Origin of the sequence: Flavobacterium sp. YO12 (assembly GCF_004119495.1) — a bacterium.
In the GTDB taxonomy this organism is placed as follows: Bacteria; Bacteroidota; Bacteroidia; order Flavobacteriales; family Flavobacteriaceae; genus Flavobacterium.
In genome coordinates, this window is record NZ_NRQU01000016.1 from 32,183 (window position 1) to 58,957 (window position 26,775).

A 26,775-nucleotide genomic window follows, 5' to 3' on the forward strand; every position below is an offset into this window, starting at 1 on the left:
GTGCTTCCGTTTGCTATTGTGATTTTTAGAAGTCCGCTTTTTGTTAGAAGTCCTAGTCCGAGACCGGCAGAAAACAATGTGTTGATTTTTTTTGGACTTGCTGGGTTGGTTTGGTCTTGGTATAGGCCGTAGTCGAGTATACTGTGTATGTATAAGTTTTGGCTTGTGAGATATCTGTATTCTGTCAGTAGTAAATTGATGTTGTTGCCTTGAAGGCTGTTTTCTGCAAATCCTCGAATTGATTTAAGTCCGCCAAATCGGAATAGCTCGTTTGTTATGTAGTTTTTGCTTTTTAGATACTGACTTTGAATGTTAGTGAAAAAAAAGTTTTTTTTGTTAATTTCAAAGTTGTAAGATAGGTTTAAGTTAAGGAGTAGTTGTGGGGTTGTTTTTGTTGATAATGATGAGTTGGAAGTGTTTCTTTTTCCAAAGCCAATTGTGGAGTAGATGTTTGCTTTTTTGTAAAAAAGATCGTTGCTGTCGTTGTTTTCTATGTAATCGAAGGTTAGTGTTGTGAAGGAATTTTTATAGTCACTAATAGTTGAGTTGTTTGTGTTTTGGATGTCACTTGATTCTGTTGCTTGATAGCCTAGATAGATTTTGGAATTGTATTTTAAATAATAGCCAAGATCAATTGATGTTTTGGTATTTTGAAAAGTGCTGTCTTGTTTAAATATGTTTAATTGTGCTTTTATTCCAAGAGGACTTTGAAAGATGTATGGAATTTCGATTTTTGTATTGAAAGATTGTTGTTGGTTGCCATCGCTTTTCCAGTACAGTGAAAATTGTTCGCCTGAGTGTAATGTGTTTAATAAGGTGATGTCAAGATATCCGTTGAGTCTTATTTTTTTGTTTTCTTCATTAGTGAAGCCTAAATAGCCGTCAAAAGTGTTTGCTTTTCTTTTTTCTATGTACGAGTAGATCTTTGTAGAATCATTTGTGAAAAGAATTTCGGGATATTTGGTTTGATTAAGAAATTCGTAATTGTTAATATCTGTGTAGAGTTCTTTTAATGTTTCTTGGTTAAAGGTTTTGTGTGTGTATTTTTTGTTTAGCTGTTTTAGGTGTCCTTTCGGGAAATAATCTGTTTTAGTTGTGTTTTGATATTTTATAATGATGGAGTTTATGACGCGTTTTTTTTCTGATTCGAATTTTAAGTCAGAATATATTATTTGATTTTTTCTGCGAATATTTTCAAGTTTAAGTTTGCTTAGTGCGTAACCCTGTTTTTCTGCATCAACTGTTGTTTTGCTTAAATAGCTTTCTATTTCATTATATGGAATGATTATGCTGTCGTTTTTTTTGTTTGTAAATTGAAAATGGAATTAATCGATTTTATGTTTAAGTGAATACTGGTGATTTGTTTTTTTAAGATTATTAAAGTGTTATAAGTGCTGTCGTTTGTTTTGGTGGTAGTTGTTGCTTGGTTGTCTATGTATCCCTTTCTTGATAGCTTTTGTGATGTGATTCTTATTTCGTTAATAAGTGATTTTGTGTTTGTATGGGTTTTTGAATAATTTGTTGAGTCTATAATTTGGGTTTCGGCAGGATTTGATCCATTAATGGTTAAGTGAAAGTTTTGTGCATAACAAGAAAAACTTAGGCTGAAGAAAAATATAAGTATAAATTGTTTCAAGTGTTGTTTTGTGTTGATTAAATGCGTTACAAATATCTATTGTTTGCTCGTAAAAACATAGTGATAAATAATGTTGTTGAAAATTAATGAATTAACGTTTGTATAGTGAAAAATATTTTATACATTTGCAACCCCGTAAAAAGCGGGAATTTAATATACATAAATAATTTTTAGTATTAATTATGCCAACAATTCAACAATTAGTAAGAACAGGAAGAACTCAGATAACTAAGAAGAGTAAATCGGTTGCTTTAGATTCTTGTCCTCAAAGAAGAGGGGTTTGTACGCGTGTTTACACTACTACACCAAAAAAACCAAACTCTGCAATGCGTAAAGTTGCGCGTGTACGTTTGACAAATGGTAATGAGGTGAATGCTTACATTCCTGGAGAAGGACACAATCTACAAGAGCACTCGATAGTATTAGTTAGAGGCGGAAGGGTAAAAGATTTACCAGGTGTTAGATATCATATCGTTCGTGGAGCGCTTGACACGTCAGGAGTTGCAGGAAGAACGCAAAGAAGATCTAAGTACGGTGCTAAACGCCCAAAAGAAGCAAAAAAGTAATTTAAAAACTTTTAAGAAAAAGACATGAGAAAAAGAGCGGCAAAGAAAAGACCACTTTTACCAGATCCGAGGTTTAACGACCAATTAGTAACGCGTTTTGTGAACAACTTAATGTGGGATGGTAAGAAATCTACAGCTTTTAAAGTATTTTATGATGCAATTGATATCATTGAATCTAAAAAGCAAAATGATGAGAAAACTTCATTAGAGATCTGGAAAGATGCTTTAACAAACGTTATGCCTCACGTAGAAGTACGTAGTCGTAGAGTTGGTGGAGCTACATTCCAAATTCCAATGCAGATTCGTCCAGATAGAAAAATTTCTATGGCAATGAAGTGGTTAATACTTTATTCTAGAAGAAGAAATGAAAAATCTATGGCACAACGTTTAGCGTCAGAATGTTTAGCTGCTGCTAAAGAAGAAGGTGCTGCGGTTAAGAAAAGAATGGATACTCACAAAATGGCAGAGGCTAACAAAGCATTCTCTCACTTTAGATTTTAATTCGTAAGAAATGGCTAGAGATTTAAAATATACAAGAAATATTGGGATTGCTGCTCATATTGATGCTGGTAAAACAACAACAACAGAGCGTATTCTTTTTTATACTGGAAAGTCACACAAACTTGGTGAGGTGCACGATGGTGCAGCGACAATGGACTGGATGGCACAAGAGCAAGAAAGAGGTATTACAATTACTTCTGCAGCTACAACTTGTACTTGGAATTTTCCAACTGAGCAAGGTAAAGTTCTTCCAGAATCATTACCATATCACTTTAATATTATTGATACTCCTGGACACGTTGACTTTACTGTAGAAGTAAACCGTTCTTTACGTGTATTAGATGGTTTAGTTTTCTTGTTTAGTGCTGTTGATGGTGTTGAGCCTCAATCAGAAACAAACTGGAGACTTGCTGATCAATATAGAGTTCCTCGTATGGGATTCGTAAATAAAATGGACCGTCAAGGTGCTAACTTTTTGGCAGTTTGCGGACAGGTAAAAGATATGTTGAAATCGAATGCGGTTGCAATTACTTTGCCTATTGGTGATGAGGCTGATTTTAAAGGTATCGTTGACTTAGTTAAAAATCAGGCTATTGTATGGCATGATGAAACTCAAGGAGCTACTTTTGATATCGTTGATATTCCTGCAGATATGATTGATGATGTGAAGCATTATCGTTCAATTCTTATCGAAGAGATTGCTACTTATGATGAGAATCTTTTGGATAAATATATGGAAGATGAAAACTCTATTACAGAGGAAGAAATCAACAATGCATTAAGAGCTGCTACTATTGATATGGCAATTATTCCAATGCTTGCTGGTTCATCTTTCAAAAACAAAGGTGTTCAGTTTATGTTGGATGCAGTTTGTAAGTATTTACCATCTCCATTAGATAAAGAAGGTATTGAAGGGATTCACCCTGATGATGCTGATTTATTAGAAGAAGATCAGACTAAAATCTTGCGTAAGCCAGATGTTAAGGAGCCGTTCGCTGCTTTAGCATTTAAAATTGCTACTGACCCATTCGTTGGTCGTTTAGCTTTTTTCCGTGCTTACTCTGGGCGTTTAGATGCTGGTTCTTACGTTTTAAATACTCGTTCTGGTAACAAAGAAAGAATTTCTCGTATTTACCAAATGCACGCTAATAAACAAAATCCAATCGAATTTATTGAGGCTGGAGATATTGGTGCTGCTGTTGGATTTAAAGATATTAAAACAGGAGATACTCTTTGTGATGAAAAGAATCCAATTATCTTGGAATCTATGAAATTCCCTGATCCTGTAATTGGTATTGCTATCGAGCCAAAAACAAAAGCTGACGTTGATAAAATGGGTATGGCTTTAGCTAAATTAGCTGAAGAAGATCCTACATTTACAGTTAGAACTGATGAGGCTTCTGGTCAAACTATTATTTCAGGTATGGGTGAGCTTCACTTAGATATCTTAGTAGATCGTATGAAACGTGAATTTAAAGTTGAAGTGAACCAAGGTGAGCCTCAAGTTGAGTATAAAGAAGCGTTTACAAGATCTGCAACACATAGAGAGACTTACAAGAAACAATCTGGAGGTCGTGGTAAATTCGGTGATATCGTATTTACAATCGAGCCTGCTGATGAAGTTGATGGTAAAGTTCCAGTTGGATTACAATTTATCAATGCTGTAAAAGGTGGTAACGTTCCTAAAGAATATATCCCTGCTGTTGAAAAAGGATTTAGAGAAGCTATGAAAACTGGTCCGTTAGCAGGTTATGCTGTGGATAGTTTAAAAGTTACTTTAACTGATGGATCTTTCCACCCTGTGGATTCTGATGCATTATCTTTTGAATTAGCTGCAAGAATGGGTTATAAAGAGTCAGGACGTGCTGCTGGAGCTGTTATTCTTGAGCCAATCATGAAAATCGAGGTTATTACTCCAGAAGAAAACATGGGTGATATCGTGGGTGACTTGAACCGTCGTAGAGGTCAGGTTAATGATATGGGTGATAGAAATGGTGCTAAAACTATTAAGGCTGATGTGCCTTTGTCAGAAATGTTTGGATACGTAACTACGTTAAGAACTTTATCTTCTGGTAGAGCTACTTCAACAATGGAGTTTTCTCACTATGCAGAAACACCTTCTAATATTTCAGAAGAGGTAATCAAAAAAGCAAAAGGTAACGCTTAATTTTAAGAAAATGAGTCAAAAAATCAGAATAAAACTAAAATCTTACGATCACATGTTGGTAGATAAATCTGCTGAAAAGATCGTAAAAACAGTAAAAACTACTGGAGCAGTTGTAACAGGTCCAATTCCGTTGCCAACTCACAAAAAACTTTTCACTGTGTTGCGTTCTCCGCACGTTAACAAAAAAGCGAGAGAACAATTTGAAGTAATGTCATACAAGAGATTGATTGATATTTATTCATCTTCATCTAAAACTATTGATGCTTTAATGAAACTTGAATTGCCAAGTGGTGTTGAAGTGGAAATAAAAGTATAATTTTTATTATATTTTATATATAAAAAGCGAGACAGAAATGTCTCGCTTTTTTTGTTGTCCTTCTTTTGGTTTTGGTGTTAAATTTTTGCTGCTTTCGGTTTATGTAAATGTTGTGTTTTTTGCTGAAAGGTCTTTCGTTTAGGTACTTGCCGAAGTTTTTCTTTTAATTTTAAGCGCTGTTTTTGTTGATAACTTTATTTTGTTTTTGTGTTTTGTGATTTATTCTTTGGTGGAAATTAAGATCTATTATTTGTGAGTTAAGCTCTTGGATTTTGATAATGAGCGATTTAATTTTTCTAACTGTTTGGTATATTCAATTTTAATGTCTACTTTTGCACTCCCTGTTTGGAAATTTCTGTTATTTTCAAATTGAAGGGAATTTTAGTAATTAATAATTAATATTTATGTCTGGGTTAATTGGTAAGAAAATCGGCATGACTAGTATTTTCGACGAAAACGGGAAAAACATTCCTTGTACAGTAATCGAAGCTGGTCCATGTGTTGTTACCCAAGTCAGAACCAAAGGTGTTGACGGGTACGAAGCGTTGCAGCTAGGTTTCGATGACAAAAACGAGAAACATTCTACTAAAGCTGCTTTAGGGCACTTTAAAAAAGCTGGAACTGTTGCTAAGAAAAAAGTCGTTGAATTCCAAGATTTTGCAACTGAACAAAAATTAGGAGATCTTATTGATGTTTCTATTTTTGAAGAAGGAGAATTTGTAGATGTACAAGGTGTGTCTAAAGGTAAAGGTTTCCAAGGTGTTGTTAAACGTCACGGTTTTGGTGGTGTTGGACAAGCTACTCATGGTCAGCACAACCGTTTAAGAGCGCCAGGTTCTGTGGGAGCTTCTTCTTATCCATCTAGAGTATTCAAAGGAATGCGTATGGCTGGAAGAATGGGAGGAGATAATGTAAAAGTTCAAAACCTTAGAGTTTTAAAAGTAGTTGCTGAAAAGAACCTGCTTGTTGTTAAAGGGTGTATTCCTGGTCACAAAAACTCTTATGTAATCATTCAGAAGTAATGGAAGTAAAAGTATTAGATTTCAACGGAAAAGATACTGGTAGAAAAGTTCAACTTTCTGATTCAGTATTCGCAATTGAACCAAACAATCACGCTGTATATCTTGATGTTAAGCAATATCTTGCTAATCAAAGACAAGGTACTCACAAGGCTAAAGAAAGAGCTGAAGTAACTGGTAGTACACGTAAGATTAAAAAACAAAAAGGAACTGGTACTGCTCGTGCAGGAAGTATCAAGAATCCATTGTTTAAAGGTGGTGGAACAATTTTCGGACCAAGACCAAGAAGTTATTCATTTAAATTGAATAAAGGCTTAAAAAGATTGGCAAGAAAATCAGCTTTCTCAATCAAAGCAAAAGAGTCGAATATTATCGTTCTTGAAGACTTTAATTTTGAAGCGCCAAACACTAAAAATTTCATTAACGTTTTGAAAGCTTTAGGGTTAGAAAATAAAAAATCTCTATTTGTGTTGGGAGAGTCAAATAAAAATGTATATTTGTCGTCACGCAATTTAAAGGCTTCTAATGTCGTAACTAGCTCAGAATTAAGCACTTACGCAATATTAAACACTAATAATTTGGTGCTTTTAGAAGGTTCTTTGGAGTTAATTGAAGAAAATTTAAGTAAATAATAGGAGTATGAGTATCATAATTAGACCTATAGTAACTGAAAAAGTAACCAAAGAAAGTGAAGTTCTAAACCGCTTCGGATTCGTTGTTGACAAAAAAGCAAACAAAGTTCAGATTAAGAAAGCTGTTGAAGCTGCTTATGGAGTAACTATCGTTTCTGTTAACACAATGAATGTGAGACCAGATAGATCTACTAAATACACTAAAAGTGGTTTAATCAGTGGAAAGACAAATGCAATTAAAAAAGCAATTGTTCAAGTACAAGAAGGAGAAACAATTGATTTTTACAACAATATCTAAGATAGAAAAATGTCAGTAAGAAAATTAAAACCTATTACCCCAGGTCAGCGATTTAGAGTTGTGAATGGTTATGACGCCATTACAACTGATAAGCCGGAACGCTCTTTGATAGCGCCGATAAAAAACTCTGGAGGTAGAAATAGTCAAGGAAAGATGACCATGCGTTATACGGGTGGTGGTCACAAGCAGAGATATCGTATTATTGATTTCAAAAGAACTAAAGACGGAATTCCGGCTACAGTGAAATCAATCGAATACGATCCAAATCGTACTGCATTTATCGCTTTATTAGCTTATGCTGATGGTGAGAAAACTTATGTTATTGCTCAAAACGGATTGAAAGTTGGTCAGAAATTAGTTTCTGGTCCAGAATCTCAACCTGAAATTGGTAATACATTACCTTTAAGCAGAATTCCTCTTGGAACTGTTATATCTTGTATTGAGTTACGTCCAGGACAAGGAGCGGTTATCGCTCGTTCAGCTGGAACTTTTGCTCAGTTAATGGCAAGAGACGGGAAATACGCTACAATTAAAATGCCATCTGGTGAGACAAGATTGATCTTGTTAACTTGTTCGGCTACAATTGGAGCTGTTTCTAATTCTGATCACCAATTAGTTGTATCTGGAAAAGCAGGTAGAACAAGATGGTTAGGAAGAAGACCTAGAACTAGACCAGTAGCGATGAACCCAGTTGATCACCCTATGGGAGGTGGTGAAGGACGTTCTTCTGGAGGGCACCCACGTTCAAGAAACGGATTGCCAGCTAAAGGTTACAGAACTCGTTCTAAGAAAAACCCGAGTAACAAGTATATCGTAGAACGTAGAAAGAAATAATAAGATATGGCACGTTCATTAAAAAAAGGACCTTTCGTTCATTATAAATTAGACAAGAAAGTTCAGGAAAACGTAGAAAGTGGTAAAAATGCAGTTGTTAAGACTTGGTCTAGAGCTTCAATGATTACTCCAGATTTCGTTGGACAAACTATCGCAGTTCATAACGGTCGTCAATTTGTACCAGTTTACGTAACAGAAAACATGGTAGGTCACAAATTAGGAGAGTTTTCACCAACTAGATCTTTTAGAGGTCATGCTGGAGCAAAAAATAAAGGTAAAAAATAAGAAGCAATGGGAGTTCGTAAAAGAGAAACAGCAGATGCGAGAAAAGAGGCTAATAAGTCTATTGCTTTCGCAAAATTGAATAACTGCCCTACTTCACCTAGAAAAATGCGCTTAGTAGCGGACTTGGTAAGAGGTCAGAAGGTAGAAAGAGCACTTAACATTTTAAGATTCAGTTCTAAAGAAGCTTCAAGAAAATTAGAAAAACTATTATTATCTGCAATCAACAACTGGGAGCAAAAAAATAGTGAAGGTAATTTAGAAGAAGCTGGTTTATTTGTTAAAGAGATCAGAGTAGATGGTGGAATGATGTTAAAAAGACTTCGTCCAGCTCCACAAGGTCGTGCACACAGAATCAGAAAACGTTCTAATCACGTAACAATCGTGCTTGGAGCTATCAATAACACACAAAGCAATTCTTAAGCAGCATGGGACAAAAGACAAATCCAATTGGAAATAGACTTGGTATCATCAGAGGGTGGGACTCAAACTGGTATGGTGGAAATGATTACGGTGATAAATTAGCCGAAGATCACAAAATCAGAAAGTATATCCACGCTCGTTTATCAAAAGCTAGTGTATCAAAAGTAATCATCGAGAGAACTTTGAAACTTGTAACCGTTACTATCACTACTGCTAGACCTGGTATCATTATCGGAAAAGGTGGACAAGAGGTAGACAAGTTAAAAGAAGAACTTAAGAAAGTTACTGACAAAGAGGTTCAAATCAACATCTTTGAAATTAAAAGACCTGAGTTAGATGCTTATCTTGTGGCGACTAGCATCGCTCGTCAAATCGAAAGCCGTATCTCTTACAGACGTGCAATTAAGATGGCTATTGCAGCTTCTATGCGTATGAATGCTGAGGGTATCAAAGTTTTGATTTCTGGTCGTTTGAATGGAGCTGAAATGGCACGTTCAGAAGGTTTCAAAGAAGGTAGAATTCCTCTATCAACTTTCAGAGCTGATATTGATTATGCTTTGGCTGAAGCTCACACTACTTATGGTAGAATGGGTATCAAAGTATGGATCATGAAAGGTGAAGTTTATGGAAAGAGAGATCTTTCTCCACTTGCTGGAATGGATAAAAAACAATCTGGTACTGGCGGTGGTAAAGGTGGAGATGCCCCTAGAGGTAAATCTAACTTTAATAAAGGTGGAAAACCAGACGCTCGTAAAAGAAAGTAAATTTTTAAACTAAAGAAAAATGTTACAGCCTAAAAGAACAAAATACCGTAAGGTACAAAAAGGTAAAATGAAAGGTAACTCTCAAAGAGGGCATGAACTTTCTAATGGAATGTTTGGTATTAAATCTGTACATGAAGATGGAATGTTCTTAACTTCTCGTCAAATCGAAGCTGCGCGTATTGCTGCAACTCGTTACATGAAGAGAGAAGGACAATTATGGATTAAAATATTTCCAGACAAACCTATCACTAAGAAACCTCTTGAAGTACGTATGGGTAAAGGTAAAGGAGCAGTTGAGTATTGGGCTGCTGTTGTTAAACCAGGAAGAATTATGTTTGAAGTTGGAGGAGTTCCATTGTCAGTTGCAAAAGAGGCTTTGCGTCTTGCAGCTCAAAAACTTCCAGTAAAAACTAAGTTCGTCGTTGCTAGAGATTTCGAAGCATAATTAATATTTATTATGAAACAATCAGAAATAAAAGATCTTTCTGCAGCGGAGTTGCAAGAAAAACTTAGTCAAACTAAGAAAGTATATGCTGACCTAAAAATGGCTCACGCTATTTCTCCAATTGCTAACCCACTTCAAATTAGAAGCGTTAGAAGAACAGTTGCAAGATTGGCTACAGAGTTAACTAAAAGAGAGTTACAATAATTGTATTCTGCTGAAAGATGGAAGAAAAAAGAAATTTAAGAAAAGAAAGAATAGGTGTTGTTACTTCAAATAAAATGGATAAATCTATTGTTATTGCTGAAGTAAGAAAAGTAAAACACCCATTATACGGTAAGTTCGTGTTGAAAACTAAGAAATATGTTGCACACGACGAAACAAACGACTGTAACATTGGAGATACTGTAAGAATTAGCGAAACGCGTCCTTTAAGTAAAACAAAATGTTGGAGATTAGTTGAAATCTTAGAAAGAGCTAAATAATTATGGTACAACAGGAATCAAGACTAAAAGTAGCAGATAACACGGGAGCAAAAGAAGTTTTAACTATCCGTGTTTTAGGAGGTACCAAAAGAAGGTATGCCTCTGTTGGTGACAAGATTGTAGTATCTATTAAAGATGCAACTCCAAACGGTAACGTGAAAAAAGGAGCTGTTTCAACTGCAGTTGTTGTGCGTACCAAAAAAGAAGTGAGAAGAGCTGATGGTTCTTATATCCGTTTCGATGACAATGCATGTGTTCTTTTGAACGCTGCAGGGGAAATGAGAGGAACTCGTGTTTTTGGTCCGGTAGCAAGAGAACTTCGTGAAAAACAATTCATGAAAATTGTATCATTAGCACCAGAAGTGCTTTAATTCGTTTTAAGATGATAAAGCTAAAAATAAAATCAGGAGATATCGTAAGAGTTATTGCTGGAGACCATAAAGGTGCTGAAGGTAAAGTTTTACGTGTTTACCGTGAGAAAAATAAAGCGATAGTTGAAGGTGTAAACATGGTTTCGAAACATACAAAACCAAGTGCTAAAAACCCTCAAGGTGGTATCGTTAAGAAAGAAGCTTCTATTCAAATTTCTAACATTTCTCTAATTGATCCTAAAACTAAGGAAACAACTAGAGTTGGTATTAGAGTAGAAGGAGATAAGAAAGTAAGATTTTCAAAAAAATCTAATCAAGTACTATAGTAATGGCATATACACCTAGACTAAAAGAAGAATATAAGAGTAGAGTAATCTCTGCTCTTAAAGAAGAGTTCGGATATACAAACGTAATGCAAGTTCCTAAACTTGAAAAAATCGTTTTGAGCCGTGGAGTTGGTGCAGCTGTATCTGATAAAAAACTTATTGACTATGCGGTTGATGAGTTAACAAAGATCACTGGACAAAAAGCAGTATCTACAATTTCAAAGAAAGACGTTGCGTCATTCAAATTGAGAAAAGGGATGCCTATTGGAGCAAAAGTTACTTTGCGTGGTGAAAGAATGTATGAGTTTTTAGATAGACTTATTACTTCTGCTTTACCGCGTGTTAGAGATTTTAGTGGTATCAAAGCTACAGGTTTCGACGGAAGAGGTAACTACAATCTTGGAGTTTTAGAGCAAATCATTTTTCCAGAAATTGATATTGACAAAGTAAACAAAATTTCAGGAATGGATATTACATTTGTTACTACTGCAAAAACAGACAAGGAAGCAAAGTCATTATTGGCTGAATTAGGATTACCTTTTAAAAAGAATTAAGACATGGCTAAAGAATCAATGAAAGCCCGTGAGGTTAAAAGAGAGAAAACGGTAGCTAAGTACGCTGAAAAAAGAAAAGCTTTATTAGAAGCTGGAGATTATGAAGGCTTACAAAAATTACCTAAAAATGCTTCACCAGTTCGTTTGCATAATCGTTGTAAATTAACAGGTAGACCAAGAGGTTATATCCGTCAATTCGGTATTTCACGTGTAACTTTCCGTGAGATGGCTAATAATGGGTTAATTCCTGGAGTAAAAAAAGCATCTTGGTAATCTCGCAATAAGTTATTACTTTTGCAAACCAAAAAATAATTTTAATTGATTAAAGGTTCGGGAGACGGGTGTCTCCCGAAAACCATAATCGCAATCAAATACATATGTATACAGATCCTATTGCAGATTATTTGACTAGAGTTCGTAACGCTGTGGCTGCAAACCACAAAGTTGTTGAAATTCCAGCTTCTAATCTTAAAAAAGAAATAACTAAGATCTTATTTGATCAAGGTTATATCTTGAGTTACAAATTTGAAACGAACACTGTTCAAGGTTCTATCAAAATTGCTTTAAAGTACGATAAAGATACTAAAGAGCCTGTGATTAAAGATATCCAAAGAATTAGTAAACCAGGTTTACGTAAGTATGCTGGTGCTGCCAAATTACCTAGAATCCTTAACGGATTAGGAATTGCTATTGTTTCTACATCAAAAGGTTTAATGACTGGAAAACAAGCTAAGCAGTTAAATGTAGGTGGTGAAGTAATTTGTTACGTATACTAATTTTAAACACTAGATAAGATGTCAAGAATAGGTAAAAGCCCAATTGTAATCCCTGCTGGTGTAACTGTTGAAGTTAAAGACGGTATTATTACAGTAAAAGGAAAAAAAGGTCAACTGACTCAGGAGTTTTCGGACGTAACTGTTAAAGTTGAAGGTGATCAAGTTTCAGTTGAAAGATCATCTGATCATAAAGACCAAAGAGCAAAACACGGATTATACAGATCATTGATCAATAATATGATTGTTGGTGTATCTGAAGGTTTTACTAAAGAACTAGAATTAGTTGGAGTTGGTTATAGAGCTTCAAACCAAGGTCAAAAATTAGATTTAGCTCTTGGATATTCTCACAATATTGTTTTAGAAATTGCTCCAGAAGTAGCTTTAGAGACAATATCTGAAAAAGGTAAGAACCCAATCGTAAAATTAACATCATTTGACAAACAACTTTTAGGTCAAGTAGCTGCGAAAATCAGAGGTTTCCGTAAGCCAGAGCCATACAAAGGAAAAGGTGTTAAATTTGTGGGTGAAGTATTAAGAAGAAAAGCAGGTAAATCAGCTTAAAAAATAAGATTATGTCATTAACAAAATCTGATAGAAGACAGAGAATTAGATTCAGAATTAGAAAATCGATTAGTGGTAGTGCTGCTAACCCAAGACTATCTGTATTTAGAAGTAATAAAGAAATTTACGCTCAACTTATTGATGATGTAAATGGAGTTACTATATTAGCTGCATCTTCAAGAGAAAAAGAAATAGGAAAAGGTACTAACGTTGAAATCGCTGCTGCTGTTGGAAAATTAGTTGCAGAGAAAGCGTTAAAAGCTGGGATTGAAACCATCACTTTTGATAGAGGTGGATACTTATATCACGGTCGTATTAAATCATTAGCAGAAGGCGCAAGAGCGGCTGGACTTAAATTCTAATATATTATGTCTAAATACAAAAATGTAGAATTGGTAAAACCAAGTGGTCTTGAACTTAAAGATCGTCTGGTAAGTGTTAATCGTGTTACTAAGGTTACAAAAGGTGGTAGAGCTTTCGGTTTTTCTGCTATTGTAGTTGTAGGTGATGAAAATGGAGTAGTTGGTCATGGATTAGGAAAATCTAAAGACGTTTCTGAAGCAATTGCGAAAGCAGTAGAAGATGCTAAGAAAAATTTAGTAAAAATTCCTTTGAATGGGCAATCAGTTCCTCACGAACAAAAAGGAAAATTTGGTGGTGCACGTGTATTCTTAATTCCTGCTTCTCATGGTACAGGAGTTATTGCTGGTGGAGCTGTTCGTTCAGTTCTTGAATCAGTAGGTATTCACGACGTATTATCAAAATCTCAAGGATCATCAAATCCACATAACGTAGTTAAAGCAACTTTTGATGCTTTATTACAAATGAGAAGCGCTCATACTGTTGCAAAACAAAGAGGAGTTTCTTTAGAAAAAGTTTTTAAAGGTTAATCAAGGAAATTATGGCTAAATTATTAGTAAAACAAGTAAGAAGCAAGATCAACTGTCCTCTTTCTCAAAAGAGAGGTTTAGAAGCTTTAGGTCTACGTAAAATGGGACAAGTTGTGGAGCATGAGTCAAATCCTGCTATCCTTGGGATGATAAACAAAGTTAAACACTTAGTTTCTGTAGAAGAAGCTAAATAACAAATACTGTTATGAATTTAAGTAACTTACAACCTGCTGAAGGATCTACACACAATCAAAATAAAAGATTAGGTAGAGGAGAAGGTTCTGGAAAAGGTGGCACTGCTGCAAGAGGTCACAAAGGAGCAAAATCTCGTTCTGGTTATTCTAAAAAGATTGGTTTTGAAGGAGGGCAAATGCCACTTCAAAGACGTGTGCCTAAGTTTGGTTTCACAAACATCAATCGTAAAGAATACGAAGGTGTTAATTTAGATACGCTTCAATTGTTAGTAGACAATGGTGTGATTACTGATTCTGTTTCTATGACAGATTTCGTAGCAAATCGTCTAGCTACCAAAAATGAAATCGTTAAGATTTTAGGTAGAGGAGAATTGAAAGCAAAATTAAAAGTAACTGCCCACAAATTTACTGCTACTGCAAAAGCTGCTATTGAAGCTGCTGGTGGAGAAGCTGTAACTATATAACTTATCTATTAAGATGAAGAAATTTATTGAATCAATAAGTAATGTTTGGAAAATCGAAGAACTGAAAAACAGAATCTTAATTACATTAGGGTTGCTTTTAGTATATCGTTTTGGTGCACACGTTACGCTTCCTGGAATTGATGCAACTCAATTAACAGGTTTAGCGGGACAAACTAAAAATGGTTTAGGATCTATCCTAGACATGTTTACAGGAGGTGCTTTCTCTAAAGCTTCAGTTTTTGCTTTAGGTATTATGCCTTATATTTCTGCATCTATTGTTGTTCAGTTAATGGGAATTGCGATTCCATATTTGCAAAAACTTCAGAACGATGGAGAAAGTGGTAGAAAAAAGATTAATCAAATCACTCGTTGGTTGACTATAGCTATTACACTGGTTCAAGGTCCAACTTATATCTATAATTTATACAGAACATTGCCTAGTAGTGCATTTCTACTAGGCTTTAATTCTCCTGAATTTTTGTTCTCGTCTGTTATCATCTTAGTAACTGGTACTATTTTTGCTATGTGGCTGGGTGAGAAAATTACAGATAAAGGTATTGGAAATGGAATTTCATTATTAATTATGGTTGGTATTCTAGCTCGTTTACCACAAGCTTTTATACAAGAGTTTACAACGAGAGTTACCAATAACAATGGAGGTCCAATGTTGTTAGTTATTGAAATTATTGTGTGGTTATTGGTAATCATTTCTTGTGTATTGCTTACAATGGCAGTACGTAGAATCCCGGTTCAATACGCTCGTCGTACTACAACTGGAGATTATGAGCAAGATTTGGCAGGCGGTAATAGACAATGGATTCCTCTAAAGCTTAATGCTTCTGGAGTTATGCCAATCATTTTTGCTCAGGCAATTATGTTTATCCCTGCAGCTGTAGCTGGATTGTCTAAATCAGATACATCACAATCAATTGTTGGTGCATTTAGTAATATGTTTGGTTTTTGGTATAATTTTGTTTTTGCAACTTTAATTATTGTATTTACATTCTTTTATACTGCAATTACCGTACCTACTAACAAGATGGCTGATGATTTAAAGAGAAGCGGTGGTTTTATTCCGGGCGTTCGTCCAGGTGCTGAAACTTCTGAGTTTCTTGATAAAGTGATGTCTTTAATAACTTTCCCAGGATCTTTATTCCTTGCTTTGATTGCTGTGTTCCCAGCTATTGTTGTAAGTATTATGGATGTACAACAATCTTGGGCAATGTTTTTTGGAGGTACCTCATTAATAATTATGGTTGGAGTTGCAATAGATACTATTCAACAAATCAATTCATACTTGTTAAACAAGCATTATGATGGTTTAATGAAGACTGGTAAAAATAGAAAAGCAGTAGCTTAATATATTTATGGCAAAACAATCAGCAATAGAACAAGACGGATCAATCATTGAAGCATTATCAAATGCGATGTTCCGTGTGGAGTTAGAAAATGGACATATTGTAATTGCTCATATTTCTGGAAAGATGCGTATGCATTATATCAAATTATTACCTGGTGATAAAGTGAAACTAGAAATGAGTCCTTACGATTTGTCAAAAGCAAGAATTACTTATCGATATTAAAGGATATTCACTATGAAAGTTAGAGCATCAGTAAAAAAGAGAAGTGCCGAGTGCATTATCGTGCGTAGAAAAGGGAGATTGTACGTAATAAACAAAAAGAATCCTAGATTTAAACAAAGACAAGGATAATTATGGCAAGAATAGCAGGGGTAGATATCCCAAAAAACAAAAGAGGTGTTATTGCACTTACCTATATTTTCGGATTAGGAAAAAGTAGAGCTATTGAGATTTTAGAAAAAGCTCAAGTTAGCCAAGATAAAAAAGTTCAAGATTGGAATGATGACGAGATCGGAGCAATTCGTGAAGCTGTTGGAGCATTCAAAATTGAAGGAGAATTACGTTCTGAAGTTTCTTTGAACATCAAACGTTTAATGGATATTGGTTGTTATAGAGGAATTCGTCATAGATCTGGTCTTCCATTAAGAGGTCAAAGAACTAAAAACAACTCTAGAACTAGAAAAGGAAAAAGAAAAACTGTTGCTAACAAGAAAAAAGCAACTAAATAATAAGTAATATGGCTAAAGCAACTGCAAAAAAACGTAAAGTTATCGTTGAATCAACGGGTGAAGCTCATGTTTCTTCTACTTTTAACAATATTATTATTTCTTTGACAAATAAGAAAGGTGAAGTTATTGCTTGGTCTTCAGCTGGAAAAATGGGTTTCAGAGGTTCTAAAAAGAATACTCCGTACGCAGCTCAAATGGCAGCAGAAGATTGTAGTAAAGTAGCTCTTGAAGCTGGACTTAAAAAAGTAAAAGTTTATGTAAAAGGACCAGGAAACGGACGTGAGTCTGCTATCCGTTCTATTCATAACGGTGGAATTGAAGTTACTGAGATTATCGATGTTACTCCAATGCCTCACAACGGATGTCGTCCTCCTAAAAGACGTAGAGTTTAATACTCAAAAATTATAGTATAACCTAGATTGAATATAGATTATCGAAGGATAAGACCTGAATTCATAATCTCAATCTTAAACAATTTAAAATGGCAAGATATACTGGTCCTAGTACAAGAATCGCTCGTAAGTTTGGCGAAGCAATCTTCGGAGATGATAAATCTTTCGAAAAAAGAAATTACCCACCTGGACAACACGGGATGGCTAAAAAAAGAGGAAAAAAATCTGAGTACGCTGTTCAGTTAATGGAGAAGCAAAAAGCTAAATATTCTTACGGAATTTTAGAAAAACAATTCAGAAATTTATTCGAAAAAGCATCAGCAACTAAAGGAGTAACTGGTGAGGTTTTATTACAATTATGTGAAGCAAGATTAGATAATGTTGTTTTTAGAATGGGAATTGCTCCATCTAGAAGAGGTGCTCGTCAAATAGTATCTCACAGACACATTACTGTTAATGGTGAGGTTGTAAATATTCCTTCTTATCACCTTAAGCCTGGTGATAAAGTTGCAGTTCGTGAAAAATCTAAATCTTTAGAAGCTATCGAACGTTCTTTATCAAATTCAAGTCATGTTTATGAATGGATTACTTGGAACAATGATCTTAAAGAAGGAACTTTTGTTTCTGTACCTGCAAGACTTCAAATTCCAGAAAACATTAAAGAACAATTAATCGTAGAGTTGTACAACAAATAATAATTGACTTAGTCGAAATTTATGGCAATATTTAATTTTCAAAAGCCCGATAAAGTTATCATGATCGATTCAACCGATTTTGAAGGTAAATTCGAATTTAGACCTTTAGAACCTGGTTATGGATTGACAGTTGGTAATGCACTTAGAAGAGTTTTGCTTTCAGCATTAGAAGGTTATGCAATTACATCTGTTCGTATCGAAGGTGTAGATCATGAGTTTTCTACTATTTCAGGTGTTGTTGAAGATGTTACCGAAATTATCCTTAATCTAAAACAAGTACGTTTCAAACGTCAGATCGAAGATATCGATAATGAATCAGTTACTATTTCTGTTTCTGGTAAAGATCAATTGACAGCAGGTGATTTTCAAAAATTTATTTCAGGTTTCCAAGTTTTGAATCCAGACCTTGTTATCTGTAATTTAGATTCTAAAATCAAATTGAACTTCGATTTAACAATCGAAAAAGGTAGAGGATACGTTCCTGCTGAGGAGAACAAAAAACAGAATGCTGCAATTGGAACAATTTTTACTGACTCTATTTTTACTCCGGTAAAAAATGTAAAGTATGCAATTGAAAACTTCCGTGTAGAGCAAAAAACAGATTACGAAAAATTGGTTTTTGAAATTAAAACTGATGGATCTATTAATCCAAAAGATGCTCTTACTGAAGCTGCAAAAGTTTTAATTCACCATTTCATGTTGTTTTCTGACGAAAGAATTACACTTGAGGCTGACGAAATTGCACAAACAGAATCGTATGATGAAGAGTCATTGCATATGAGACAATTGCTTAAAACTAAGCTTGTTGATATGGATTTATCTGTGAGAGCATTAAATTGCTTGAAAGCGGCTGAAGTTGATACACTTGGTGATTTAGTATCGTTCAATAAAAATGACCTAATGAAATTCCGTAATTTTGGTAAAAAATCTTTAACTGAACTTGACGAACTTGTTGCAGTTAAAAATTTAACTTTCGGAATGGATTTAGCTAAATACAAATTAGATAAAGAATAATTTACTTCATATTTTGCTCTCCATAGCGGATTGTAGCAAGATGAAGATAAAAAAAACACGTCATGAGACACGGAAAAAAATTCAACCACTTAAGCAGACAGACTGGACATAGAAAAGCTATGTTAGCTAATATGGCTTGTTCTCTTATTGAGCACAAACGTATTAACACTACTGTTGCTAAGGCTAAAGCGCTTAAACAATTTGTTGAGCCTTTAATCACAAAATCAAAAGAAGATACGACTCACAATCGTCGTATTGTTTTTGCTTACTTACGTAGTAAATATGCTGTAACTGATTTGTTCAGAGACGTAGCTGCTAAAGTTGGTGACCGTCCAGGTGGATACACTCGTATCATTAAAGTTGGAAATCGTTTGGGAGATAATGCTGATATGGCAATGATCGAACTTGTAGATTTCAATGAACTTTACAATGGTGGTAAAAAAGAAGTTAAAAAAGCAAAAAGCCGTCGTGGTGGTAAAGCTAAAAAAGCTGAGGAGACTACTCCAGAAGCTCCTGCTGCTGAATCAGAAACGACTACTGAAGCTTCTGAATAATTATGAAAGTAATGATTCTATAGAAATCAAGGATAAACTAATTTTTAGTTTATCCTTTTTTTTTGATTTTTTTAGAGGAAATTAAAATTTAACTTTTTTAAATGTCTTGGTTTTATTTTTATTAATGAAATTTTTAAAAAATCTTGGCAGCACTCTTTTAAAGAAGTAAATTTGCAAAATATCTAATTACAAGTGAAACTTTAAAGGTTTCATAATACGATTAAAAACAATACAAATTAAAGAATGAAATACACAACACGACAAAGCGCCATTTTATTACTTAGTGACGGAACTATTTTTCATGGAAAATCTATCGGTATTAGCGGTAAAACTTTCGGTGAAGTATGTTTTAATACTGGAATGACTGGGTATCAAGAGATTTTTACAGATCCTTCTTATTTTGGTCAAATAATGGTGGCTACTAATGCACATATTGGTAATTATGGTGTAAATGATTTAGAGATAGAGTCTGAAAGCATTAAAATAGCTGGTTTAGTTTGTAAAAACTTTAGCTTTAACTTTTCAAGAGAAAGAGCTTCTGAGAGTTTAGAAGATTATTTCGCGAAACAAAATCTAATATGTATTTCTGATGTAGATACTAGAGCTCTTGTTAGTTATATTCGTGATAATGGTGCTATGAATGCTGTTATTTGTACTGATGGAACTTCTATAGAAGACTTGAAGAAAGAATTAGCTGATGTTCCAAATATGGAAGGATTAGAGTTGGCTTCTAAAGTGTCAACAACTGAACCGTATTATTTTGGAGAAGAGAATGCTAAGTATAAAGTTTCGGCTTTAGATCTTGGAATTAAAAAGAATATTTTGAGAAATCTTGCTAAGAGAGACTGTTACATAAAAGTTTTTCCATACAATTCTACTTATGAGGATTTAGCATCATTTAATCCAGATGGATATTTCTTGTCAAACGGACCTGGTGATCCAGATCCACTTTTTGGAGCAATTGAAGTTGCAAAACAAATTCTTGCAAACGATAAACCTTTATTTGGAATTTGTTTAGGACATCAAGTAATTGGTCTTGCTAATGGCATTGAAACTTATAAAATGTTTAATGGACACCGAGGAATTAATCATCCGGTTAAAAATATTTTAACTGGTAAAGGAGAGATTACTTCTCAGAATCATGGATTTGCAGTTAAGAAAGAGCAATTAGAAAATCACCCAGAATTGGAGATTACACATGTACATTTAAATGACGGAACTGTTGCGGGTATGAGAATGAAAACTAAAAATTGTTTTTCAGTACAATATCATCCAGAAGCTAGTCCTGGACCACATGATTCTTCTTATTTGTTCGATCAGTTTGTTGAGAATATAGAATCAGCTTCGTCTAAAACGATGTAGTTAATAAATAAAGGTGTTTATTATTTTAAATACGTTTTAAGTATTAAATATTTTTATAATTTCGAAAAAAAATATAATTTATTAATAAAAAAATAAAAATAATGAGTATTATAATTAAAGTTCACGCAAGACAAATTCTTGATTCTAGAGGAAATCCTACTATTGAAGTTGATGTAGTAACTGAAAACGGAGTTTTAGGTAGAGCTGCTGTTCCATCTGGAGCATCAACTGGAGAGCACGAAGCTGTTGAATTACGTGATGGAGGTAAAGCTTATCTTGGAAAAGGAGTTTTGAATGCAGTGAATAATGTAAATACTGTTATTGCTGAAGAATTAGTTGGAACTTCTGTTTTTGAACAAAACACAATTGACCAATTGATGATTGATTTAGATGGAACTCCAAATAAATCAAAATTAGGAGCTAATGCAATTTTAGGAGTTTCTCTTGCTGCTGCAAAAGCTGCTGCTAATGAACTTGGGTTGCCATTATACAGATATGTAGGTGGAGTTTCTGCTAATACTTTACCTGTTCCGATGATGAATATCATCAACGGTGGTTCTCACTCTGATGCGCCTATCGCATTCCAAGAATTCATGATTTTCCCTGTAAAAGCAACTTCTTTTACACATTCTATGCAAATGGGAACTGAAATTTTCCATAGCTTGAAAAAAGTATTACACGACAGAGGTTTAAGTACAGCTGTTGGTGATGAAGGAGGTTTTGCTCCAAACTTAGCTGGTGGTACTGAAGATGCTTTAGATACTATTAAATTAGCAGTTGAAAAAGCGGGTTATACTTTTGGAGACGAAATTATGATCGCTCTTGATTGTGCGGCTTCTGAATTTTATGTAAACGGAAAATACGATTATACTAAATTTGAAGGTGAAACTGGAAAAATCAGAACTTCTGAAGAGCAAGCTGATTATTTAGCTGAACTTGCTGCTAAATATCCAATTATCTCTATCGAAGATGGTATGTATGAAGATGATTGGAATGGATGGAAATACTTAACTGAAAAAATTGGAGACAAAGTACAATTAGTAGGTGATGATTTATTTGTTACAAACGTTGCTCGTTTGTCTACAGGTATTGAAAAAGGAATTGCAAATTCAATTTTAGTTAAAGTAAACCAAATTGGTACTTTGACAGAAACTATTGCTGCTGTAAATATGGCTAAAAATGCTGGATATACTTCAGTGATGTCTCATCGTTCTGGAGAAACAGAAGATAATACAATTGCTGATTTAGCTGTTGCATTAAACTGTGGTCAAATTAAGACTGGTTCAGCTTCTCGTTCAGATCGTATGGCAAAATACAACCAATTATTAAGAATTGAGGAGGAATTAGGAAGTACTGCTTATTTCCCTGGCTTAAACGCTTTCAAGATAAAATAATTGTAAGAGTTATATGTTAAGATTAAACCATTCGTTTGTTCGAATGGTTTTTTTTGGAGTTTTAACAAATTCATAGCAGGATTCTTTTTTTAATTAGTCTTAAATTCCTTAGATTTGATAAATTATTATTTTAAAGAATTATTTCCGATTATATTATGTCAAAAATAGCTACATTAGAAGTAGATGGTAAGAAAATTGAACTTCCTGTAATTACTGGAAGCGAAAATGAATCTGCTATCGATATTAACAAATTACGTGATTTAACTGGTGTTATTACAATTGACCCAGGTTATAAAAACTCTGGATCTTGTACAAGTGAAATCACTTTCTTGGATGGAGAATTAGGGATTTTGCGTTACAGAGGATATTCAATCGAAGACTTAGCTGAAAAAGCTAACTTTTTAGAGGTTTCTTATCTTTTGATTTTTGGCGAATTACCAACTGCTCAACAATTGGAGCAGTTTGAAAATGGTATCAAAAAACATACTTTGGTAAACGAAGAAATGAAAAATATCATTGATGGTTTTCCAAAAACAGCTCATCCAATGGGAGTTTTATCTGCTTTGACAAGTGCTTTAACAGCATTTAATCCAAAAGCAGTAAACGTTGAGAATGAGAAAGAAATGTACGAGGCGATTTGCAAAACAATGGGTAAATTCCTTGTAATTGCTACTTGGACTTATAGAAAATCGATGGGTTACCCATTGAATTATTATGATAATACACAGGGTTATGTAGAAAACTTTATGCAATTAATGTTTAAATTGCCTACAGGGCCTTATTCAGCAAATCCTGTTGTAGTTGATGCATTAGATAAGTTGTTTATTCTTCACGCAGATCACGAGCAAAACTGTTCTACTTCAACTGTAAGAATGGTAGGTTCGTCTCATGCTGGATTATTTGCTTCTATATCTGCAGGTGTTTCAGCATTATGGGGGCCGCTTCATGGTGGCGCAAACCAGGCAGTGCTTGAAATGTTAGAAGAAATTAATAAAGATGGTGGTGACACAGATAAATTCTTAGCTAAAGCAAAAGACAAAAATGATCCTTTCCGTTTAATGGGATTTGGTCATAGAGTTTATAAAAACTTTGATCCAAGAGCAAGAATCATTAAAAAAGCAGCTAAAGAAGTTTTAGAAACTTTAGGTGTTGAAGATCCAATTCTTGAAATTGCTAAAAAATTAGAGGCAGCTGCTCTTGAAGATGAATACTTCAAATCAAGAAACTTATATCCAAACGTAGATTTCTATTCTGGAATTATTTACAGAGCATTAGGAATTCCTACAGATATGTTTACAGTAATGTTTGCAATTGGAAGATTGCCAGGATGGATCGCACAATGGAAAGAAATGCGTGAAAACAAAGAACCAATTGGAAGGCCTAGACAAATTTATACTGGACACCCTTTAAGAGACTTCAAGTCTAATAAATAAAAAAACTAAAGCTTTACTTAACTGTAAAGCTTTTTTTATCTTTGTTTAAAATATAATAGAATTATGTTGCAATTAAATATAAAGAACGAAACTTCAAGACTGCGGGCCGTAGTTTTGGGTTCTGCGGTTCATAATGGGCCAACTCCAACTTTAGATGAAGCCTATGATCCTAAATCATTGGAACATATTAAAGCAGGGACATATCCGGTTGAAAAAGATATGGTTGCTGAAATGGAAGCTTTTAATGCTGTTTTTCAAAAGTATGATGTAAAAGTTTATCGCCCAGAAATGATTGAAAATTACAATCAGATCTTTGCGAGAGATATTGGTTTTGTAATTGATGATACTTTTGTTAAATCAAATATTTTACCTGATAGAGAGCGTGAATTAGATGCGATTCAATACATAATTGATCAAATAGATCCTCTAAAAGTGGTTCGTCCGCCTGAAGAAGTGCATATTGAAGGAGGGGATGTTATGCTTTGGAATGATCATATTTTTATAGGGACTTATAAAGGAAGTGATTACAAAGATTACATTACTGCAAGAACCAATATGCAAGGTGTAAATTTTATTAAAGAGTTGTTTCCTAATAAAATTGTCAAGGAATTTGATTTAGTTAAATCAAAACTTGAGGCTCGTGATAACGCCTTACATTTAGATTGCTGTTTTCAGCCTGTAGGGAAAAATAAAGGAATTATCTACAAAAGAGGTTTCCGCGAGGAAGCGGATTACACTTATCTAGTCAATCTTTTTGGAAAAGAAAATTTATTTCATATCGAAAGAAATGAAATGTATAATATGTTTTCTAATGTGTTTTCAATTGATGAAAATGTAGTGGTTTCCGAGAAAAACTTCACACGACTAAACAATTGGCTTCGAGCAAACGGATTTATTGTTGAAGAAATACCTTATGCTGAAATTGCAAAACAAGAAGGATTGTTAAGATGTTCAACTTTGCCATTAATTAGAGATTAAATATCGTTTTAAATTTCAGGTTTCAAGTTTTTCTTAACCTGACATAAAACCTGAAACAAAATATAAAAAATGAAACAAACAACAAATGCAATTGTGATGATTCGGCCGGTTGCGTTCAGAATGAATGAGCAGACCGCTGTAAATAATTATTATCAAAAAGTGTTAGATAGACTTTTACCAAGTACAGTAAACGCAAAAGCACAACAGGAGTTTGATGCTTTTGTAGAAAAACTTAGAGCAGTAGGAGTCGATGTTACAGTTATAGAGGATACTTTAGAAACTGATACTCCAGATAGTATTTTTCCAAACAACTGGGTTTCGTTTCATGAAAATGGCGATGTCGCACTTTATCCTATGTTTGCTGAAAATCGCCGTCAGGAACGTCGCGAAGATATTTTAGATATCCTTGAAAAAAAGGGATTTGAAATTTCTAATATAATGGATTACACTTCTGCAGAAGATGATGGTTATTTTTTAGAGGGAACTGGAAGTCTACTTTTAGATCGTGCCAATGCAAAAGCATATTGTGCTTTATCTCCTCGCGCTGATGAAGAATTGTTTATAGAATTCTGTGAAGATTTTGATTATGCTCCCGTAATTTTTGAAGCATTCCAAACTGTTGACGGTGAACGCAAGTTAATTTATCATACTAATGTTATGATGTGTTTGGGAGAAACCTTTGCTGTAATTTGCGCAGATTCTATAGATGATAAAAAAGAGCGTAAAATGGTTCTTGAGAATTTGAAAGCTGATAAAAAAGAAATCATTTTAATTACAGAAGCTCAAGTGAATAATTTTGCAGGCAATATGTTAGAAGTTAGAGGAACAAACGATAAGAAATATATCGTAATGAGTGCTTCGGCACATCAGAGTTTAACTCCTAAGCAAATTGAGCAATTAGAGAAGCATGCAGAGATTTTAAGTTCTAGTTTAGATACCATTGAAGCTTGCGGTGGTGGAAGTGCACGATGTATGATGGCTGAAGTGTTTTTGCCAAGAGAATAAAAATTACCTTAAAGTTAAAAAAAAGGGATAAAAACAGTTTTTGTTTTTATCCCTTTTTTGATGTATTTCAAGCCGAAAGTTACATTAGATTTCCTTTTACAATGTTTATTATTGAGCTTACAATATATTGAATTCCGATCGAGATAACTATAAAACCTACAATTCTTGAGATTGCTACAATTCCTGATGCGCCAAGTATTCGTGCTAGATAATGTGCGCTTTTTAAAATTAAAAAAATGGCAACGGCAATTGCTAGAATAGCTAGACATGAAATGATAATTTCGGTCATTTCCTGATGTTCTTGATAAAATGCAATCAATAATGAAATAGAACCTGGGCCAGCAAGCATCGGAATCGCTAATGGAGTAAGTGCAACATCGTTTCTTTGTTGGGCATCGGTTTCAACTTTTTTGTTGATTCCTCGTTTTTTATTAATTTTTCCAGAAAGTAATGAAAATCCCGAGTTTACAATCACAATACCTCCAGCAATCCGAAGCGCATCAATGCTGATTCCAAAAAAGCTTAAGACATATTGACCAATAAAAAAGGAAACGATTAAAATGATAAAAACATTTATTGCAGTCCATAGCGAAATCCGAGAACGCTCCTCTTGAGTATCATGCTGCGTTAAGCCAACAAAAATTGGAACAGTACCAATTGGGTTTAATACAGAAAAAAGAGCGGCAAATAAATAAATGAATAAATCCATATAGTGTGGGTTAGTGGAGTAAAAATAATCAAAATTTGGTATTCTGAAACATAATAACATTATGATATTGTTTTTAATAGTAGTAATTCTAAATCAATATCATAAAGCTAAGCTCATTCTTTTTAATTACTTTTGTGTCCTATTTTAAATTCAATGAAAAACAAAAAAACATTAGTTCTGGGAGCAACTACAAAACCAGAACGTTACGCTTTTAAAGCGATAAATATGCTCGTTCAAAAAGGACATACCGTTTTGGCAATTGGTCAAAACACTGGTGAAGTTGCGGGTGTGAAAATTTATACTAAAGCTATACCTGTTAAGAATATAGATACAGTTACTCTTTATTTAAATCCTGCTCGTCAGCGCGATTATTATAATTATATTATCGAAGCGCAGCCGAAAAGAGTAGTTTTTAATCCTGGAACCGAAAATCCTGAATTGTATCAATTGTTAGAATTAAATAATATAAAAGCAGAAGTTGCTTGTACATTAGTTTTATTGGCTACAAATCAATACTAGTTTTTTTAGTGCTTAATAGAGTTGTTTAACGTTTTAACTCTGACCATCTTTGGTATGTTGTTTATTTGAGACGTAAATAATATTAGAAAAGTTAATAGATATTCATAAATATCGGATTTAGTTTTTCCAA

39 protein-coding genes are annotated in these 26,775 nt (G+C 34.1%); 38 read left to right on the forward strand and 1 reads right to left on the reverse strand.

Features of this window, described 5'->3' with window-relative positions; translation table 11 throughout:
• Positions 1 to 1,818: 1,818 nt before the first annotated feature.
• From rpsL to ctlX, 37 genes are all read left to right on the forward strand, one after another.
• Entirely contained in the window at positions 1,819 to 2,202 is a 384-nt protein-coding gene (gene rpsL / locus BOW55_RS07290; RefSeq protein WP_007136570.1) for a 30S ribosomal protein S12, read from the forward strand.
• Between the two features lie 24 nt (positions 2,203 to 2,226).
• The gene (gene rpsG, locus BOW55_RS07295; RefSeq protein WP_017495022.1) at positions 2,227 to 2,703 is read left to right on the forward strand and encodes a 30S ribosomal protein S7; all 477 of its coding nucleotides are present in this window, start codon (positions 2,227 to 2,229) and stop codon (positions 2,701 to 2,703) included.
• Between the two features lie 10 nt (positions 2,704 to 2,713).
• Positions 2,714 to 4,870 (forward strand): elongation factor G, encoded by a 2,157-nt coding sequence (gene fusA, locus BOW55_RS07300; protein WP_089055328.1) that lies wholly within the window; start codon positions 2,714 to 2,716, stop codon positions 4,868 to 4,870.
• Positions 4,871 to 4,880: 10 nt separating this feature from the next.
• The gene (rpsJ, locus tag BOW55_RS07305; RefSeq protein ID WP_007803605.1) at positions 4,881 to 5,186 is read left to right on the forward strand and encodes a 30S ribosomal protein S10; all 306 of its coding nucleotides are present in this window, start codon (positions 4,881 to 4,883) and stop codon (positions 5,184 to 5,186) included.
• Positions 5,187 to 5,590: 404 nt separating this feature from the next.
• Complete coding sequence (gene rplC / locus BOW55_RS07310; RefSeq protein WP_057124294.1) at positions 5,591 to 6,208, forward strand: 50S ribosomal protein L3; 618 nt, start codon at positions 5,591 to 5,593, stop codon at positions 6,206 to 6,208.
• On the forward strand, positions 6,208 to 6,837 hold the full coding sequence (gene rplD / locus BOW55_RS07315) for a 50S ribosomal protein L4 (protein ID WP_089055327.1): 630 nt from the start codon (positions 6,208 to 6,210) through the stop codon (positions 6,835 to 6,837). The genes rplC and rplD overlap by 1 nt, the downstream gene beginning before the upstream one ends.
• A gap of 7 nt (positions 6,838 to 6,844) precedes the next feature.
• Positions 6,845 to 7,135 (forward strand): 50S ribosomal protein L23, encoded by a 291-nt coding sequence (rplW, locus tag BOW55_RS07320; RefSeq protein WP_012022489.1) that lies wholly within the window; start codon positions 6,845 to 6,847, stop codon positions 7,133 to 7,135.
• Positions 7,136 to 7,144: 9 nt separating this feature from the next.
• On the forward strand, positions 7,145 to 7,969 hold the full coding sequence (rplB, locus tag BOW55_RS07325) for a 50S ribosomal protein L2 (RefSeq protein WP_035650459.1): 825 nt from the start codon (positions 7,145 to 7,147) through the stop codon (positions 7,967 to 7,969).
• Positions 7,970 to 7,975: 6 nt separating this feature from the next.
• Complete coding sequence (gene rpsS, locus BOW55_RS07330) at positions 7,976 to 8,254, forward strand: 30S ribosomal protein S19 (RefSeq protein ID WP_008464288.1); 279 nt, start codon at positions 7,976 to 7,978, stop codon at positions 8,252 to 8,254.
• 6 nt (positions 8,255 to 8,260) lie between these two features.
• A complete protein-coding gene (gene rplV, locus BOW55_RS07335) occupies positions 8,261 to 8,674 on the forward strand; it encodes a 50S ribosomal protein L22 (RefSeq protein WP_007803631.1) in 414 nt (137 codons plus the stop codon).
• 5 nt (positions 8,675 to 8,679) lie between these two features.
• Positions 8,680 to 9,438 carry a 30S ribosomal protein S3 gene (gene rpsC / locus BOW55_RS07340; protein WP_012022487.1) on the forward strand — a complete coding sequence of 253 codons (759 nt, stop codon included), beginning with the start codon at positions 8,680 to 8,682 and terminating at the stop codon, positions 9,436 to 9,438.
• Between the two features lie 19 nt (positions 9,439 to 9,457).
• Positions 9,458 to 9,883 (forward strand): 50S ribosomal protein L16, encoded by a 426-nt coding sequence (rplP, locus tag BOW55_RS07345; RefSeq protein WP_017495016.1) that lies wholly within the window; start codon positions 9,458 to 9,460, stop codon positions 9,881 to 9,883.
• Positions 9,884 to 9,895: 12 nt separating this feature from the next.
• Positions 9,896 to 10,087 (forward strand): 50S ribosomal protein L29, encoded by a 192-nt coding sequence (gene rpmC, locus BOW55_RS07350; RefSeq protein WP_008464297.1) that lies wholly within the window; start codon positions 9,896 to 9,898, stop codon positions 10,085 to 10,087.
• A 17-nt stretch (positions 10,088 to 10,104) separates the two neighbouring features.
• A complete protein-coding gene (gene rpsQ / locus BOW55_RS07355) occupies positions 10,105 to 10,365 on the forward strand; it encodes a 30S ribosomal protein S17 (protein WP_007803646.1) in 261 nt (86 codons plus the stop codon).
• 2 nt (positions 10,366 to 10,367) lie between these two features.
• Complete coding sequence (gene rplN / locus BOW55_RS07360; RefSeq protein ID WP_007803649.1) at positions 10,368 to 10,736, forward strand: 50S ribosomal protein L14; 369 nt, start codon at positions 10,368 to 10,370, stop codon at positions 10,734 to 10,736.
• A gap of 11 nt (positions 10,737 to 10,747) precedes the next feature.
• The gene (rplX, locus tag BOW55_RS07365) at positions 10,748 to 11,062 is read left to right on the forward strand and encodes a 50S ribosomal protein L24 (RefSeq protein WP_007803650.1); all 315 of its coding nucleotides are present in this window, start codon (positions 10,748 to 10,750) and stop codon (positions 11,060 to 11,062) included.
• A 2-nt stretch (positions 11,063 to 11,064) separates the two neighbouring features.
• On the forward strand, positions 11,065 to 11,616 hold the full coding sequence (gene rplE, locus BOW55_RS07370; protein WP_017495015.1) for a 50S ribosomal protein L5: 552 nt from the start codon (positions 11,065 to 11,067) through the stop codon (positions 11,614 to 11,616).
• Between the two features lie 3 nt (positions 11,617 to 11,619).
• Positions 11,620 to 11,889, forward strand: a complete 270-nt coding sequence (gene rpsN, locus BOW55_RS07375; protein ID WP_031456037.1) for a 30S ribosomal protein S14 — start codon at positions 11,620 to 11,622, stop codon at positions 11,887 to 11,889.
• A gap of 104 nt (positions 11,890 to 11,993) precedes the next feature.
• Positions 11,994 to 12,392 carry a 30S ribosomal protein S8 gene (rpsH, locus tag BOW55_RS07380; RefSeq protein ID WP_029272051.1) on the forward strand — a complete coding sequence of 133 codons (399 nt, stop codon included), beginning with the start codon at positions 11,994 to 11,996 and terminating at the stop codon, positions 12,390 to 12,392.
• A gap of 18 nt (positions 12,393 to 12,410) precedes the next feature.
• Positions 12,411 to 12,953: a 50S ribosomal protein L6 gene (gene rplF / locus BOW55_RS07385; RefSeq protein ID WP_129023596.1), complete on the forward strand. Its 543-nt coding sequence runs from the start codon at positions 12,411 to 12,413 to the stop codon at positions 12,951 to 12,953.
• An 11-nt stretch (positions 12,954 to 12,964) separates the two neighbouring features.
• On the forward strand, positions 12,965 to 13,315 hold the full coding sequence (rplR, locus tag BOW55_RS07390) for a 50S ribosomal protein L18 (RefSeq protein WP_129023597.1): 351 nt from the start codon (positions 12,965 to 12,967) through the stop codon (positions 13,313 to 13,315).
• A gap of 3 nt (positions 13,316 to 13,318) precedes the next feature.
• On the forward strand, positions 13,319 to 13,843 hold the full coding sequence (gene rpsE, locus BOW55_RS07395; RefSeq protein WP_085950926.1) for a 30S ribosomal protein S5: 525 nt from the start codon (positions 13,319 to 13,321) through the stop codon (positions 13,841 to 13,843).
• Between the two features lie 11 nt (positions 13,844 to 13,854).
• The gene (gene rpmD, locus BOW55_RS07400) at positions 13,855 to 14,037 is read left to right on the forward strand and encodes a 50S ribosomal protein L30 (protein ID WP_056068811.1); all 183 of its coding nucleotides are present in this window, start codon (positions 13,855 to 13,857) and stop codon (positions 14,035 to 14,037) included.
• A gap of 11 nt (positions 14,038 to 14,048) precedes the next feature.
• Positions 14,049 to 14,501 (forward strand): 50S ribosomal protein L15, encoded by a 453-nt coding sequence (rplO, locus tag BOW55_RS07405; RefSeq protein ID WP_026982954.1) that lies wholly within the window; start codon positions 14,049 to 14,051, stop codon positions 14,499 to 14,501.
• Positions 14,502 to 14,514: 13 nt separating this feature from the next.
• Positions 14,515 to 15,861, forward strand: coding sequence for a preprotein translocase subunit SecY (gene secY / locus BOW55_RS07410; protein ID WP_089055323.1), 1,347 nt, complete (start codon positions 14,515 to 14,517; stop codon positions 15,859 to 15,861).
• 7 nt (positions 15,862 to 15,868) lie between these two features.
• Positions 15,869 to 16,084 (forward strand): translation initiation factor IF-1, encoded by a 216-nt coding sequence (gene infA / locus BOW55_RS07415; RefSeq protein WP_007136545.1) that lies wholly within the window; start codon positions 15,869 to 15,871, stop codon positions 16,082 to 16,084.
• A gap of 12 nt (positions 16,085 to 16,096) precedes the next feature.
• Entirely contained in the window at positions 16,097 to 16,213 is a 117-nt protein-coding gene (gene ykgO / locus BOW55_RS07420) for a type B 50S ribosomal protein L36 (protein ID WP_002987490.1), read from the forward strand.
• A 2-nt stretch (positions 16,214 to 16,215) separates the two neighbouring features.
• Positions 16,216 to 16,590, forward strand: coding sequence for a 30S ribosomal protein S13 (gene rpsM, locus BOW55_RS07425; RefSeq protein ID WP_089055322.1), 375 nt, complete (start codon positions 16,216 to 16,218; stop codon positions 16,588 to 16,590).
• 8 nt (positions 16,591 to 16,598) lie between these two features.
• On the forward strand, positions 16,599 to 16,982 hold the full coding sequence (gene rpsK, locus BOW55_RS07430; protein WP_053470832.1) for a 30S ribosomal protein S11: 384 nt from the start codon (positions 16,599 to 16,601) through the stop codon (positions 16,980 to 16,982).
• Between the two features lie 89 nt (positions 16,983 to 17,071).
• Positions 17,072 to 17,677, forward strand: coding sequence for a 30S ribosomal protein S4 (gene rpsD / locus BOW55_RS07435; RefSeq protein ID WP_029272055.1), 606 nt, complete (start codon positions 17,072 to 17,074; stop codon positions 17,675 to 17,677).
• 21 nt (positions 17,678 to 17,698) lie between these two features.
• Complete coding sequence (locus tag BOW55_RS07440) at positions 17,699 to 18,691, forward strand: DNA-directed RNA polymerase subunit alpha (protein ID WP_008464329.1); 993 nt, start codon at positions 17,699 to 17,701, stop codon at positions 18,689 to 18,691.
• 62 nt (positions 18,692 to 18,753) lie between these two features.
• Positions 18,754 to 19,245 (forward strand): 50S ribosomal protein L17, encoded by a 492-nt coding sequence (rplQ, locus tag BOW55_RS07445; protein ID WP_031456031.1) that lies wholly within the window; start codon positions 18,754 to 18,756, stop codon positions 19,243 to 19,245.
• A gap of 243 nt (positions 19,246 to 19,488) precedes the next feature.
• A complete protein-coding gene (carA, locus tag BOW55_RS07450) occupies positions 19,489 to 20,607 on the forward strand; it encodes a glutamine-hydrolyzing carbamoyl-phosphate synthase small subunit (RefSeq protein WP_129023598.1) in 1,119 nt (372 codons plus the stop codon).
• 101 nt (positions 20,608 to 20,708) lie between these two features.
• Positions 20,709 to 22,001 (forward strand): phosphopyruvate hydratase, encoded by a 1,293-nt coding sequence (gene eno / locus BOW55_RS07455; RefSeq protein WP_089055320.1) that lies wholly within the window; start codon positions 20,709 to 20,711, stop codon positions 21,999 to 22,001.
• Positions 22,002 to 22,156: 155 nt separating this feature from the next.
• Positions 22,157 to 23,434 (forward strand): citrate synthase, encoded by a 1,278-nt coding sequence (locus tag BOW55_RS07460; protein WP_089055319.1) that lies wholly within the window; start codon positions 22,157 to 22,159, stop codon positions 23,432 to 23,434.
• Between the two features lie 63 nt (positions 23,435 to 23,497).
• Positions 23,498 to 24,412: a dimethylarginine dimethylaminohydrolase family protein gene (locus BOW55_RS07465; RefSeq protein ID WP_129023599.1), complete on the forward strand. Its 915-nt coding sequence runs from the start codon at positions 23,498 to 23,500 to the stop codon at positions 24,410 to 24,412.
• Between the two features lie 69 nt (positions 24,413 to 24,481).
• Positions 24,482 to 25,417: a citrulline utilization hydrolase CtlX gene (gene ctlX / locus BOW55_RS07470; RefSeq protein ID WP_129023600.1), complete on the forward strand. Its 936-nt coding sequence runs from the start codon at positions 24,482 to 24,484 to the stop codon at positions 25,415 to 25,417.
• A 79-nt stretch (positions 25,418 to 25,496) separates the two neighbouring features.
• Here ctlX and BOW55_RS07475 read toward each other — a convergent pair whose 3' ends face one another.
• Positions 25,497 to 26,126: a MarC family NAAT transporter gene (locus tag BOW55_RS07475; protein ID WP_129023601.1), complete on the reverse strand. Its 630-nt coding sequence runs from the start codon at positions 26,124 to 26,126 to the stop codon at positions 25,497 to 25,499.
• A 153-nt stretch (positions 26,127 to 26,279) separates the two neighbouring features.
• On the opposite strand from BOW55_RS07475, the gene BOW55_RS07480 reads away from it, so the two are divergent.
• Entirely contained in the window at positions 26,280 to 26,645 is a 366-nt protein-coding gene (locus BOW55_RS07480; RefSeq protein ID WP_089055315.1) for a CoA-binding protein, read from the forward strand.
• Positions 26,646 to 26,775: the final 130 nt, after the last annotated feature.